This window comes from Paractinoplanes tereljensis, from assembly GCF_016862435.1.
In the GTDB taxonomy this organism is placed as follows: Bacteria; Actinomycetota; Actinomycetes; order Mycobacteriales; family Micromonosporaceae; genus Actinoplanes; species Actinoplanes tereljensis.
Map to the genome: position 1 here is coordinate 106,475 of NZ_BOMY01000043.1, position 12,542 is coordinate 119,016.

General features: G+C 70.3%; 14 protein-coding genes. 7 read left to right on the top strand and 7 right to left on the bottom strand.

Annotated elements, in window-relative coordinates; translation table 11 throughout:
* The first annotated feature begins 10 nt into the window (after window positions 1-10).
* Window positions 11-1,810, top strand: coding sequence for a glycerol-3-phosphate dehydrogenase/oxidase (locus tag Ate02nite_RS34250; RefSeq protein ID WP_203812033.1), 1,800 nt, complete (start codon window positions 11-13; stop codon window positions 1,808-1,810).
* Window positions 1,807-2,163, top strand: coding sequence for a DUF4031 domain-containing protein (locus Ate02nite_RS34255; RefSeq protein ID WP_239147924.1), 357 nt, complete (start codon window positions 1,807-1,809; stop codon window positions 2,161-2,163). The genes Ate02nite_RS34250 and Ate02nite_RS34255 overlap by 4 nt, the downstream gene beginning before the upstream one ends.
* Here Ate02nite_RS34255 and Ate02nite_RS34260 read toward each other — a convergent pair.
* Window positions 2,060-2,692 (bottom strand): HD domain-containing protein, encoded by a 633-nt coding sequence (locus Ate02nite_RS34260; protein ID WP_203812034.1) that lies wholly within the window; start codon window positions 2,690-2,692, stop codon window positions 2,060-2,062. The genes Ate02nite_RS34255 and Ate02nite_RS34260 overlap by 104 nt on opposite strands.
* Before the next feature lie 27 nt (window positions 2,693-2,719).
* On the opposite strand from Ate02nite_RS34260, the gene Ate02nite_RS34265 reads away from it, so the two are divergent.
* Together Ate02nite_RS34265 and Ate02nite_RS34270 are read left to right on the top strand one after the other, a co-directional pair.
* The gene (locus tag Ate02nite_RS34265; RefSeq protein WP_203812035.1) at window positions 2,720-3,886 is read left to right on the top strand and encodes an FUSC family protein; all 1,167 of its coding nucleotides are present in this window, start codon (window positions 2,720-2,722) and stop codon (window positions 3,884-3,886) included.
* Window positions 3,887-3,915: 29 nt separating this feature from the next.
* A complete protein-coding gene (locus tag Ate02nite_RS34270) occupies window positions 3,916-5,331 on the top strand; it encodes a PrsW family intramembrane metalloprotease (protein WP_203812036.1) in 1,416 nt (471 codons plus the stop codon).
* Here the strand turns inward: Ate02nite_RS34270 and Ate02nite_RS34275 are convergent.
* On the bottom strand, window positions 5,322-5,618 hold the full coding sequence (locus Ate02nite_RS34275) for a GroES family chaperonin (RefSeq protein ID WP_203812051.1): 297 nt from the start codon (window positions 5,616-5,618) through the stop codon (window positions 5,322-5,324). The genes Ate02nite_RS34270 and Ate02nite_RS34275 overlap by 10 nt on opposite strands.
* 201 nt (window positions 5,619-5,819) lie before the next feature.
* Here Ate02nite_RS34275 and Ate02nite_RS34280 point away from each other — a divergent pair, with 201 nt between their 5' ends.
* Window positions 5,820-7,085 (top strand): AI-2E family transporter, encoded by a 1,266-nt coding sequence (locus tag Ate02nite_RS34280; RefSeq protein WP_203812052.1) that lies wholly within the window; start codon window positions 5,820-5,822, stop codon window positions 7,083-7,085.
* A gap of 19 nt (window positions 7,086-7,104) precedes the next feature.
* Here the strand turns inward: Ate02nite_RS34280 and Ate02nite_RS34285 are convergent, their stop codons facing one another.
* From Ate02nite_RS34285 to Ate02nite_RS34300, 5 genes are all read right to left on the bottom strand, one after another.
* A complete protein-coding gene (locus Ate02nite_RS34285; protein WP_203812037.1) occupies window positions 7,105-7,434 on the bottom strand; it encodes a DUF1416 domain-containing protein in 330 nt (109 codons plus the stop codon).
* Window positions 7,435-7,436: 2 nt separating this feature from the next.
* A complete protein-coding gene (locus tag Ate02nite_RS34290; protein ID WP_203812038.1) occupies window positions 7,437-8,285 on the bottom strand; it encodes a sulfurtransferase in 849 nt (282 codons plus the stop codon).
* A gap of 164 nt (window positions 8,286-8,449) precedes the next feature.
* Entirely contained in the window at window positions 8,450-8,527 is a 78-nt protein-coding gene (locus tag Ate02nite_RS49885) for an Ms5788A family Cys-rich leader peptide (protein ID WP_354264045.1), read from the bottom strand.
* Between the two features lie 70 nt (window positions 8,528-8,597).
* On the bottom strand, window positions 8,598-9,392 hold the full coding sequence (locus Ate02nite_RS34295) for an LmeA family phospholipid-binding protein (protein WP_239147925.1): 795 nt from the start codon (window positions 9,390-9,392) through the stop codon (window positions 8,598-8,600).
* A gap of 61 nt (window positions 9,393-9,453) precedes the next feature.
* Complete coding sequence (locus Ate02nite_RS34300; protein WP_239147926.1) at window positions 9,454-10,455, bottom strand: hypothetical protein; 1,002 nt, start codon at window positions 10,453-10,455, stop codon at window positions 9,454-9,456.
* 280 nt (window positions 10,456-10,735) lie between these two features.
* Here Ate02nite_RS34300 and Ate02nite_RS34305 point away from each other — a divergent pair, with 280 nt between their 5' ends.
* Together Ate02nite_RS34305 and mshD are read left to right on the top strand one after the other, a co-directional pair.
* The gene (locus tag Ate02nite_RS34305; RefSeq protein ID WP_203812040.1) at window positions 10,736-11,452 is read left to right on the top strand and encodes a winged helix-turn-helix transcriptional regulator; all 717 of its coding nucleotides are present in this window, start codon (window positions 10,736-10,738) and stop codon (window positions 11,450-11,452) included.
* A 5-nt stretch (window positions 11,453-11,457) separates the two neighbouring features.
* On the top strand, window positions 11,458-12,327 hold the full coding sequence (gene mshD, locus Ate02nite_RS34310; RefSeq protein ID WP_203812041.1) for a mycothiol synthase: 870 nt from the start codon (window positions 11,458-11,460) through the stop codon (window positions 12,325-12,327).
* Window positions 12,328-12,542: the final 215 nt, after the last annotated feature.

The following is a 12,542-nucleotide window of genomic DNA, read 5'->3' on the forward strand; positions in this document are numbered from 1 at the left end:
CGTAAGACGGGTGCGCGATCCCGCAGTCTCTCGATACGCCGCCGGCCGACTCTCTCCGATCCGCCGGGTCGCCGACCTGAGGCGTCTCCGCGACGAACAGTTCGACGTGCTCGTCGTCGGTGGCGGGGTCACCGGTGCCGGTGCCGCCCTCGACGCCGCCTCCCGTGGGCTCAAGGTGGCCCTGGTCGAGGCGCGTGACCTGGCCGCCGGCACGTCCAGCCGGTCCAGCAAGCTGATCCACGGTGGCCTGCGTTACCTGGAGCAACTCGAGTTGCACCTGGTGCACGAGGCACTCACCGAGCGCGGCCTGCTCTCCACCCGGCTCGCGCCGCACCTGGTGCGCCCGGTGCCGATCCTGGTGCCGCTGCCGCCCGCGAAGCCGGCGGCCCGGGTCTGGCACCGCGCCTACTACGGCCTCGGCGTGGCGGCCTACGACGTCTTCGCCGGCGTCTTCGGCACCGGCCGGGGCATGCCGCTGCACCGCCACCTGTCCCGCGACGGCGCTCGACACCTGTTCCCGAGCCTGCGGGCCGACGCCATCACCGGCGCGATCCGCTACTTCGACGGCCAGGTCGACGACGCCCGCCTGGTGGTCAACCTGGCGCGCACCGCGGCGAGCCTGGGCGCGACCGTGGTGACCAGCGCCCGGGTGGTCGGTTTCGTGCGCGAGGCGCGCGAGGTGGTCGGCGTCCGGGTCCGTGACCTGGAGTCGCCCGACTCACCGGAGTTCGAGGTGCGGGCCCGCACGGTGGTGGCCGCCACCGGCGTGTGGAGCGACGACATGTCGCGCATGCTCAGCGACGTCGGCGTCCGCCCCGGCCTGCGGGTGCGCGCCTCCAAGGGGGTGCACCTGGTGGTGCCCCGCTCGGCGATCACCGGCGAGGCCGGCCTGATCCTGCGCACCCCCACCTCGGTGCTCTTCGTCATCCCGTGGGGCGGGCACTGGATCATCGGCACCACCGACACCGACTGGAAGCTCGACCGCTCCCACCCGGCCGCGTCGGCGCGCGACATCCGCTACCTGCTCGACCAGGTCAACACCGTGCTGGACCGGCCGCTGACCACCGACGACATCGAGGGTGTCTACGCCGGCCTGCGGCCGCTGCTGTCCGGCGAGGCCGACTCCACCTCCAAGCTGTCCCGCGAGCACGCCGTCTTCGAGCCGATGCTCGGGCTGATGCTGGTGGCCGGCGGCAAATACACGACCTACCGGGTGATGGCCGCCGACGTCATCGACCGGGCGGTGCGCCGGCTGGGTGGGGCGGCCCGCCCGTCGCGCACCGATCAGCTGCCGCTGCTCGGCGCGGACGGCTACGCCGCAGCCTGGCGGGACCGGCAGGACACGGCCAGGCGGCACGGCGTCACCGCCGGGGTGGTCGAGCACCTCCTGGAGCGGTACGGCACGTTGACGGTCCACCTGCTCGCGATGATGGAGGCCGACCCCACCCTGGCCACCCCGCTCACCGGCGCGCCGGAATACCTGGCCGCCGAGGTGGCCTACGCGGCGCTGGCCGAGGGCGCGCTACACCTCGACGACGTGCTGACCCGGCGCACCCGCATCTCGATCGAGACCCCGCACCGCGGCTCCGAGACGGCCGTGCACGCCGCCGCGATCATGGGCGACGCGCTGGGCTGGGACAAGGCGGTCCGCGAGCGCGAGGTCGAGCACTACCTGGCCCGGGTGGCCGCCGAACGGCAGTCGCAGACCATGCCCGACGACCTGACCGCCGACGCGGCCCGGATCGGCGTGCCGGACGTCCGCGGGTTCGCGGCCGACCGGGGAGTCGACCTCTTAGAAGTCGATCTTTGATCCTCGTCGACGAGCCGCTCTGGCCGACCCGCGGGCGGCTGTGGTCGCACCTGGTCAGCGACCTGTCCTACGCCGAGCTGCACGCGTTCGCGGAGATGCTTGGCGCGCCGCGGCGGGCCTTCGACCGGGACCACTACGACATCCCGGAGCAGCGGTTCCACAGCGCGATCTGGCTCGGCGCGACCCTGCTGCCGTCCCGCGAGCTGGCCTTCCGGCTGCGGGCGGCAGGGCTGCGCCGCCCGAAACATCTCAGCCCGCGAGTTCCCGCTCAAGGTTCGCCCGCGCCCGCTCTTCCCACTGCGCGCGCAGCGGCTCGAGACGATAGATCGTCGGTAACTCCAGCAACGCCTTGAGGACCTGCGCCCGGCCGTCCTTGAACGCGTCGTCCGGCACGTGCGCGTACTCCTGCCGGATGGCCGCGGTGTACGCCGCGTACGCCTCGTCGTCGCCGGCCAGAATGGCCAGATCGGCGTCGCAGAGCAGTTCGCCGTCCCGGTCGTCCTCGCCGGTGGCGTGCCCCGCGGTCAGCCCGACCAGCCGGGCCACCTCGTCGCCCACCTGGGCCGGAACCCCGAGGGTGGCCAGCAGCCCGGCCGCGAACTCGGCGCTGTCCCGCTCGTTCGCGTCGCCGAGGGCCCGCGGGTCGTAGACCGCGTCGTGCATCCAGGCGGCCAGCCGCACCCGTTCCGGATGCGGGGCAAGACCTTCAAATTCTTCAACCACATCCAGTACGGCGGACAGATGCGCCACGGTGTGGTAGTGCCGTTGCGGCTCTGACCAGCGGGAAAGCAAATATTCGCCGGCCGCGTCCAGATCGGCGTCGGCGGCGGTCGCCCCGGCCGCACGGGCCGCGGATCGGAACTCGTCCACGAGTGATGTCACCGGACCACCTTAGTAGGGTCAATGACCATGACGTCCGCAGCGACCAGGCTCGCCGCCCGGTCCCGCACCGGGCTCGCGGCCGGCCTGCACCGGGTGCGGGGCGGCCTGATGCTGGCCGTGCAGGCCGGCGTCGCCGCCGCGCTGGCCTGGTTCGTCGCGCACGACGTGATCGGCCGCCCGGTGCCGTTCTTCGCCCCGATCGCCGCCGTGATCACCCTGGCCTCCTCGGTCGGCCAGCGCGCCCGCCGCACCGCCGAGCTGGTGGTCGGCGTCGCGATCGGCATCGGCATCGGCGACGCGCTGATCCTGCTGATCGGCACCGGGCCGTGGCAGATCGGCCTGGTCGTGCTGCTGGCCATCCTGGTCGCCACCGCGGTCGGCGGCGGCACCCCGCTGGTCGTGCAGTCGGCCTCCTCGGCCGTCCTGGTCGCGACCCTGACCAGCACCACCGGCCTGCCCTGGACGCGCTTCTTCGACGCGCTGGTGGGCGGCGGCGTGGGGCTGGTCGTGATGACCGTGCTGCTGCCGCTCAACCCGCTCAGCGTCGTGAAACGAGCCGCCGACCCGGCGCTGCGGGCGCTCGCCGACGGCCTGCACGAGGTCGCCGCGGCCCTGGCCGATCGGGATCCGGAGGCGATCGTGCTGGCGCTGGCCCGGCTGCGTGCCGCCGAGACCGCCTTCGCGGCGTTCACCGCGGCCGGGACCGCGGCGAGCGAAAACGTGGCGTTCGCGCCGGCCCGGTGGCGGGCCCGCGGCGCCCTGGCCCAGTACGTCGACGGCGCCAAGGAGGTCACCTACGCGCTGCGCAACGTCCGGGTGCTGATCCGGCGGGTCGGCACCGCGCTCAGCGACGAGGAAAACCTGCCCGCGGTGCTGGCCACCGCGGTGGGCCTGCTCGGCGACGCCGTCGATCTGCTGCGCGCCGAGTGGGCCAAGGGCGCCGAGCCGATCGCCGCCCGGGAACGGGCCCTGCGCGCGGTCACCGAGGCCGCCAAGGCGTACGACGAAGGGGTCGGCTTTTCCGGTGGGGTGGTCGTGGCCCAGATCCGCAGCACCGCCACCGACCTGCTGCGGGCCGCCGGGGTGGACTTCGCCGAGGCGCCGCGTCTGGTCCGGCGCGCGGCCGGCTGGCACAACCGCCCACGGGCCAACCGGCGCCCCGGCCGACGTCCACCCGCCCCGGGGCACGCCTGATCCCCGTCCGGGTGACTACGCTGGCGGTCATGGCCGACGTTTCGCCGGGCGGGCCGCCCGACTCCTACGCCGTGGCACCGGTCGGCATCTTCCAGCCCGACCCCGTCGGTCGCAAGACCGGCTGGCGTCGCTGGCTGCCGATGGCCCTGGTGATCAGTGGCCTCGCGCTGGCCGCGGTCGGCATGCTGTTCTACCTGGGCTTCAACATCGGCATCACCGGCCTGATCATCGGCCTGGTGGCCGCCTTCCTGCCGGTCCCGCTGCTGGTGGCCAGCTTCCTGTGGCTCGACCGCTACGAACCCGAGCCGGTTCGCTACCTGGCTTTCTGCTTTGTCTGGGGCGCGGCGGTCGCGACCGCGGTGGCGCTGCTGGTCAACACCGTCACGTCGATCTGGTTCGAGAAATGGGGCCTGCCGGACGCCCTGGTCGCGGTGCTGGTGGCGCCGTTCATCGAGGAGTCGATGAAAGCCCTGGGCCCGGTCCTGCTGAGCTGGCGCCGCCGCAGCGAGTGGTCCGGCATCACCGACGGCATCGTCTACTGCGGCATGTCCGCGCTCGGCTTCGCCATGGTGGAGAACGTGCTCTACCTGGGTGGGCACGGCTACCGGTCGGGTGTCGAGGAATACGGCCCGGCCACCGGCCTGCAGAACGTCTTCCTGATCTTCATCGTGCGCATCCTGTTCACCGGCTTCGCGCACCCGCTGTTCACCTCGATGACCGGCATCGGCCTGGGCATCGCCGCCCGCTCCGGCGACCGCCGGGTCCGCTGGCTCGCGCCGCTGGCCGGCCTGCTGCTCGCGATGATCCTGCACGGCACGTTCAACCTGCTGCCGACGCTCTCGGTGACCTTCGCCCAACCCCTGATCATGCTGTACGGCTATCTCGGCTTCATGGTCCCGTTCTTCTTCGCCGTGGTCGGTTTCGCGATCGCGCTACGCGCCTGGGAGGGCCGGCTGACCGAGCGGGTCCTGCCGCTCTACGTGCGCACCGGCTGGTTCTCGCCGCCCGAGGTGGCGGCGCTGGGCAGCCTGGGCCGCCGGCACTCGGCCCGGCAGTGGGCCAAGCGGGTGGCCGGCCCGGTGGGCGCCAAGGCCATGCGGGACTTCCAGTTCGCCGCCACCCAGCTGGCCCTGCTCCGCGACGGTATGCAGCGTGGCCTGCGCGCGCGGCCGTTCGAGCAGCAGGTCGACACGGCCGAGGAACACCGCCTGCTCGTCGAGCTGCAGAATCACCGCGTCGCGTTCAACGGGAAAGACCCGACGGCTCCGCAGGCCTTCTGGGACGGCGTCAACTACCAGCTGCTGTTCCCGGACGGCGTGGCCCGCACGGTCAGCGCGCCGGAGAGCCCGGTGGTGCCGGTCCCGGTCCGGCTGGCCCCGGCCCATCCCTACTACCCGCCGCCGCCCCCGCCGTACGGCCCCTGGGGGAACTGGCCTCAGAGGTAGAGGCCGGTGCCGTCCGACTCGACGCGACTCGCCGCCACCGCGTGCACGTCCCGCTCGCGCAGCAGAACATATTCGCGGCCGTGCAGTTCCACCTCGGAACGCTCCTCCGGGTCGAACAGGACCCGGTCGCCGACCACTATCGACCGCACGTTGGGCCCGATGCCCACGGCGGTGGCCCAGGAGAGCCGGCGACCGACGGACGCGGTCGCCGGGATGACGATGCCGGACATGGATCGCCTCTCGCCCTCGGCGCCGTCCTGGCGAACCAACACTCGATCATGCAACATCCGGATCGGCAGTCCGGCCTCGGTACGGGTGTCCGCGCTCACGATTGCAGACGGTACGCCGGTGATCCGAGACCCTTGCGCTCCGGTCCGGATGGTTTTGCCCGTGGTGCCGGAGGGGCTGCCGGGGTGCCCGGCCACTACGGTGGTTACCGCGTGCCGTGATGGTGCCGCTACCGCGAGGGGGTCGGCCGGTTGAGCCGCTTGCAGCGTGTCCGGGACAACTTGCGCAGGGCTTACGACTCCGGTCGGCAGTCGGTGCGCTCGTCCAGAGCCGACGAGTTGGCAGCTGAGGGGCCCACCATCGACGACGATTACGTGCCGCCGCCACGCGAGCCCGAGCAGGTGCACGACTCGACGAACAGCCGGGACGACGCGGAGGTGCCGCATTCGCTGCGCCTCGCCGCGGCCTGGAGCTGGCGCCTGATCGTGGTCGGCGTGATCGGCTGGGCGCTGCTGCACCTGATCGGCATCGTCAGCATCGTGGTGGTCCCGCTGGCGATCGCCCTGCTGCTGTCCGCGTTGCTGGCCCCGGCGGTGGGCTGGTTGCTGCGGTTGCGGCTGCCCCGGTCACTGGCCACCTTCCTGGTGCTGATCTGCGGCATGGGTGCGGTGGCCGGCACCCTCACCCTGGTGATCAGCCAGTTCATCGACGGCGTGCCGGAGCTGACCGACAAGACCAGCGCCGGGGTGCGGCAGATCCAGGACTGGGCCCGGACCGGCCCGCTGCACCTCTCCGACGAGCAGGTGAACCAGGCGATCAACAACGCCCAGGAATGGGTCAACTCGCACACCTCGCAGTTGACCTCGACCGGCATCGCCACCGCGGCGACCCTGTTCGAGGTGGTCACCGGGATGCTGCTGGTGCTGTTCTCGACGTTCTTCTTCCTGCGCGACGGCCGGAAGATCTGGCGGTTCATCGTCCGGCTGTTCCCGCTGAACGCCCGCTGGTCGCTGGCCGACGCCGGGGACGCGTCCTGGGCGACGCTGAGCTCCTACGTGCGGGCCACGGTGCTCGTCGCGTTCATAGACGCACTCGGCGTCGGCATCGCCCTGGTGATCCTCAAGGTGCCGTTCCCGTTCCCACTGGCCGCGCTGGTCTTCCTGGGCGCGTTCATCCCGATCGTCGGCGCGGGCGTGTCCGGCGCGGTAGCGGTGCTTGTCGCGCTGGTCGATCAGGGCTGGGTGATCTCGCTGGTGGTGCTGGGCGCGGTGATCCTGGTGCAGCAGGTCGAGGGACACCTGCTCCAGCCGCTGATCATGGGCCGGGCGGTGGCCATCCATCCGCTCGTGGTGATCATCGGCATCGCCTGCGGCGCCACCCTGGCCGGCATCATCGGCGCGCTGGTGGCGGTGCCGCTGATCGCGGTGCTCAACACCGGCATCCGGCGGTTGTCCCGCACCCGCCCCGAGGTGCCGCTGACCGCGGTCGTAGTAGGAGGCGGGACCCGAACGGATCCCGCCTCCTGAAACTGCAACAGAGCGTGGGTCAGGCAGCGGCCACGCTGAGCGCGACCTCGTTGACGCCACGGGTGACGTCGACCGTCAGCTCACCGTTGCCGGCCCGGCTCAGCGCCCGCAGGGTCCACGAACCCGGCGCGGCGAAGAAGCGGAACACGCCCTCGGGCGAGGTGACGACCTCGGCGGTGAACTCGCCGGACGAGTCGAGCAGGCGGACGTACGCGCCGCCCACCGCCTCGCCGTCGGCGTTGTTCACGAAGCCGGTGATGACGGTTTCCTTCTCCAGGTCGACGCTCGCGGGGAGGGGCGCCGACTGGTCGGGGGCGGCGCAACCGGCCGCGATGTTGGGAGACGTCATGGTCACGCCTTTCCGGGTTCGTCGCCGAGGGCGATCGGCACACCGATGAGCGAGCCGTACTCGGTCCACGAGCCGTCGTAGTTCTTCACGTTCTGCTGGCCGAGCAGCTCCTTGAGCACGAACCAGGTGTGCGAGGAGCGCTCGCCGATCCGGCAGTACGCGATGGTGTCCTTGCTGCCGTCCAGGCCGGCCTCACCGTAGATCTTGGCGAGCTCGTCGTCCGACTTGAACGTGCCGTCCTCGTTGGCGGCCTTGCTCCACGGCACGCTGAGCGCCGTGGGGATGTGGCCGGCCCGCTGCGACTGCTCCTGCGGCAGGTGCGCCGGGGCGAGCAGGCGACCCGCGAACTCGTCGGGGCTGCGCACGTCGACCAGGTTCTTCACGCCGATGGCCTCGACGACCTCGTCGCGGAACGCGCGGATCGACAGGTCGGGCGCCTTGGCCGTGTAGCTGGTGGCGGCGCGGCTCGGCACGTCCTTCGAGTACGGACGGGCGTCGAGTTCCCACTTCTTGCGGCCGCCGTCGATCAGCTTGACCTGCTCGTGGCCGTACAGCTTGAAGTACCAGTACGCGTACGCGGCGAACCAGTTGTTGTTACCGCCGTACAGGATGACGGTGTCGTCGTTGCCGATCCCGCGCTCGCTCAGCAGAGCGGCGAACTGCTCCTGGTTGACGAAGTCCCGCCGGACCGGGTCCTGCAGGTCCTTCTTCCAGTCGATCTTGATGGCGCCCGGGATGTGGCCACCGTCGTAGGCGGTGGTGTCCTCGTCGACCTCGACGAAGACGAGGCCCGGCGTTTCGAGGTTCTTCTCGGCCCAGTCGGCCGAGACGAGTGCGGTGTCGCGACTCATCGGTCTACTCCCTTTGATGGTGAGAGGGGGGAGAGTCAGCGCACAGGGATTTGGTCGCACCCCGCGCGGGACCCATTGGTGGTTGGGATCTCGGGCTGTGCGACGGCGCCACTGCCGGCCGTTCAGGAATGTCGAGCTAGAAAATGCTCAGCACAGTGGCCCCGTCAGATGACAGGGCGACACAGGCACGCGGCCACGCGACACAGGTCGATCGCGCGCCTTTTCGTGAGCAAGAGGCTCATGGAAATGGACCCTACCAGCGGTTCCAGACCCCGGAACAGCCTCGACCACCATCCGGGATCGAGTCGGGGGTCACAGCCCGCTCGAGTTGAGCGAAACGTCGGCCGCGCCGGCCGTCACCCGCAGGCCCTCGTCGGTCGCTTCGACGTTCTGAACGGTGAGTTTGAGCGGCAGCGCCGGAACTCGAAGATCAAAGGCCAACTTGTTGACGTACGAGTTGATCAGGCCCTTGACGATCGGGTTGTCCGGCAGACCCTCGGCCGACACATTGCTGAAACGCACCTGAACCACGTTCCCGCTCTTCACGGTGATCTGCGCGGTGCCGGTCACGTTGACGGTCTGGCCCAGCACCTGAACCGGCGCCGAGCCGGTCAGCTTGCCGTCCTTGGCCGCCAGTTTCACGCCCGGCTGGCCGACCAGGGTGACCAGCTGCGCGTAGTCGACCAGGCCGACGCCGGTGACCGTGCCGGCCACGATGTCGCCGGTGCCGGAGCGGATCGTCTCCAGTGGCGCGACCACGTCCTTCGCCCGTACGTCCAGAAGCTTCATCTTGATCGTGCGGTTGTTGCCCGCCGGGCCGGAGAAGTTCGCCAGCTCGATCTTGATTTCGTCGTAGCGACCCCGGGCCACCTGGGTGATGAACGGAAAGCCCTCGATCGTGACGGCCGGCTTCTCACTGGTGGCCTTCTGGTTGGTGACCTGCTCGGCCACCTTGTCGCTGATCATCCGCTCGGCGTAGGACCGGCCCACCCGGTCGGCCACGAAGGCCGCACCCAGCACGAGCAGCAGCAGAACGATGAACGTGATCAACAGGCGTCGCCCCCACCGCCGCCGCGGCCGGACCTGCTCGCCGTATACCTCGCCCACCGGGCCTCCCGACCATCGACTGTGGTGGACCGTACATGCCCGCATCCAATAGGCCGCGAAACTACGTGAGGTACCAATGTGCGAGGGCGTAGGCGGCGGGCGCGGTCAATGCGAAGGCCCCCAGCGGACCCTGCATGTGCCGGGCCACCCAGAACGTCGGCGCGTCGCCGGCCAGCCGTCGGCCCGCCTCGCCGAAGTTCACCGCCAGGTCGACCAGGTTGGCGATCACCGCGGCGATCAGGCCGGCCACCGCACCCTTGGCCGGCGTGAACGGCAGCACCATCACACTGCCCAGCGCCGCCGACGCGAGCGTGCCCAGCATCGCGCCCAGCACCACGCCGGTCGCGCCCCGCGGCACCTGGGCGGCGATCCGCGGCTTCGGGAAGACCGCGTCGGTCGCCCGGGCCACCAGCAAGGCCACCCCCGCGCCGGCCGCGCAGACGACGATCGTCTGGGTGCCCAGCGGCTGCCGGGTCATGATCACCGGAATCGCGTACGCCACCACGCCGAGCACGATCCACAACGTCGTACGCCAGGAGTCGGTCACCCGTTTGCGGTCCTCGGCCCGGAACAGCTGCCCGGCCACCGCCGCCACGAACCCGCCGATCGCCACCAGGAACAGCGGAAAAAGCCCCGGAGGTTCGCGGGTCACCGCGAAATAGTCGGCCACCAGTGCGACCACCGCGCAGACCCCGGCGGTCGCACCCGCCGCCGGCGGATGCAACGCCATGATCCAGGCAAGAAGATAGAGCAGCTGTACGCCGAAGAGGACGATCGCGTACGGCAGCCGGTAGTCGGGTGCGGAAGTCTGGGCACCCAGCGCCAGACCGAGCCCGAGCAGACCGGCGAAGCCCGCGATGGCCAGCGACAACTGACGCCGGACCGGGACGACCTCGATCTCCTCGAACTCCTCCTCGTCCTCCGCGTCCGGGTCCGGCGCGGCGGCTTCGGCGTCCGGCATCGCGCCGTAAAAACCGGTTGGGGGGCGACCCGGGCCCGAGCGCGCGATCTCGCGCGAGGCGTCGGGTTCCCAGGGATCGTCCTGCGGCACGGTGGGAAACACGCCTGCGATGGTGCCAGACCCGGGTGTGCTTCGGTCAGGCGCGCTGGGCGGTCTGCTCGGGTAAAAGGCTGGTTACGAATCGGCCGTTCGGCCACCTTACGAGCGTTTACTACATCACTTGCGCACACGATGAGGGCGCTCAACCCGATGCATCGGTTAAGGTAACGCCAGCCCACCCGTCGGTGACGCCGGGGAAACAGTCCTCCGGGAGCGGTCCGTTCACAGCGGCCGCAGACCGGGTCACCCGAGCGGCGATTGCGCCGCAAGGACGGAGGTGAGTGTGGAAATCCTTCTGTTGGTGACAGCACGCGCCGGCGAGCCCTCTGCCGTGCTGCCCGCGCTGGATCTACTTCCCCACTCCGTACGCACCGCCCCTCGCGACGTCCGCACCCTGGTTTCCGGGCCCAGCCCCGACGCCATCCTGGTGGACGCTCGCTCCGAGCTCTCCGAGGCCCGCGCCACGTGCCGCATGCTGCACGCGACCGGCGTCGGTGTTCCGCTCGTCGCGGTGGTCACCGAGGCGGGCCTGATCGCCCTGAACGCCGACTGGGGCGTCGACGACGTCATCCTGGCCAGCGCCGGTCCCGCCGAGGTTGAGGCCCGGCTGCGTCTGGGCGTCGGCCGGCTCAACAACGCCACGGCCGGTGCCGGCGGCTCGATCCGGGCCGGCGAGCTCAACATCGACCCCGACACCTACGCGGCGAAGCTCAAGGGCCGCCCGCTCGACCTCACCTACAAGGAGTTCGAGCTGCTCAAGTTCCTGGCGCAGCACCCCGGCCGGGTCTTCACCCGCGACCAGCTGCTGCGCGAGGTCTGGGGCTACGACTACTTCGGTGGCACCCGCACGGTCGACGTCCACGTGCGTCGCCTGCGCGCCAAGCTCGGCGTCGAGCACGAGTCGATGATCGGCACCGTGCGCCAGGTCGGCTACAAGTTCGTCGTGCCGCCCACCGGTCGCCAGCTGCCCGACAACGAGCCGGTCTCGCTGCCGGTCTGACATCCATGACGACAATCCGGTCGCTTGACCGGTTGAGCGACGCCGAGGTGGCCGACGTACTCGCGTTGGCTTCCTCGGCCTCCGCCGTCGACGGGGTTTATCCGCTGTCGGAAGATGTCGTTCTGCGGGTCCGTAATGGTGGCGGGCTGCACCTTCTTTCCCTTGCTGATGATGGGGTGCTCGCGGGGTACGCCTTTGTCGACAAGACCGGCTCGGGTGAGCTGGTTGTCTCCCCGTCCTATCGGCGGCAGGGGCATGGGAGTGCGCTTCTCGCTGCTGCTGGTAGCGGGACGCTTGCCTTCTGGGCGCACGGGGACGAGCCCGGGGCGCATGCCTTTGCTTCTAAGAATGGGTTCAGCCGGGCTCGGGTGCTTTGGCAGATGCGTCGCTCTCTGTTGGATTTCACCGAGGAGTCGGTGTTTCCTCCGGGGGTGACTATCCGGCCCTTCAGTGTCGGGCATGACGAAGAGGCCTGGCTGGGGGTTAACAGTCGGGCCTTTGCGCATCACCCGGAGCAGGGTCGCTGGACCCTTGATGATCTGCGGTTGCGTGAGACTGAGCCGTGGTTTGATCCGGCCGGTTTCCTGCTCGCTGTTGACATTTCGGACACGTTGGTCGGCTTTCACTGGACCAAGGTTCATCCGGCTTCTGGTTCGGACCCGGCGCTCGGGGAGATCTACGTCTTGGGCGTGGATCCGGGTGGGCATCGCCGGGGATTGGGCGTTGCGCTCAGCGTTGCTGGGCTTCGCCATCTCGCTGATTCTGGGCTTACCCAGGCTCTTCTCTACGTCGATGAATCTAACTCAGCTGCGGTTGCTCTCTATCGGAAGCTTGGGTTCTCGGTCTTCAAGACCGACGTGAACTATCAGCGGTAGCGCTTCGCTTTCGGGGCGCTGCCCCGGACCCCGGCCGGGCGCTCGGAGATCCAGCCCTTTCTGCTCCGCCTTTGCGGGTGGCTGGGGTTACGGCGGGGCTTGGGTGATCTCCTCGCGGCGGCACTTCACGCGATCACACCGGTGGTCGGCGCGCAAGCACACCCCGCTTGCACACCGACCACCGGCGCGATGGGGCGGGGCGTGCCGCCGCGAGG

Bases quoted from the DNA above. Each gene is read 5' to 3' on its own strand.
- Ate02nite_RS34275 (WP_203812051.1), bottom strand. From the start codon at position 5,618: ATGTTGCATGATCGAGTGTTGGTTCGCCAGGACGGCGCCGAGGGCGAG.
- Ate02nite_RS34290 (WP_203812038.1), bottom strand. From the start codon at position 8,285: ATGAGTCGCGACACCGCACTCGTCTCGGCCGACTGGGCCGAGAAGAAC.
- Ate02nite_RS49885 (WP_354264045.1), bottom strand. From the start codon at position 8,527: ATGAGCCTCTTGCTCACGAAAAGGCGCGCGATCGACCTGTGTCGCGTG.
- Ate02nite_RS34285 (WP_203812037.1), bottom strand. From the start codon at position 7,434: ATGACGTCTCCCAACATCGCGGCCGGTTGCGCCGCCCCCGACCAGTCG.
- Ate02nite_RS34270 (WP_203812036.1), top strand. From the start codon at position 3,916: ATGGCCGACGTTTCGCCGGGCGGGCCGCCCGACTCCTACGCCGTGGCA.
- mshD (WP_203812041.1), top strand. From the start codon at position 11,458: ATGACGACAATCCGGTCGCTTGACCGGTTGAGCGACGCCGAGGTGGCC.
- Ate02nite_RS34265 (WP_203812035.1), top strand. From the start codon at position 2,720: ATGACGTCCGCAGCGACCAGGCTCGCCGCCCGGTCCCGCACCGGGCTC.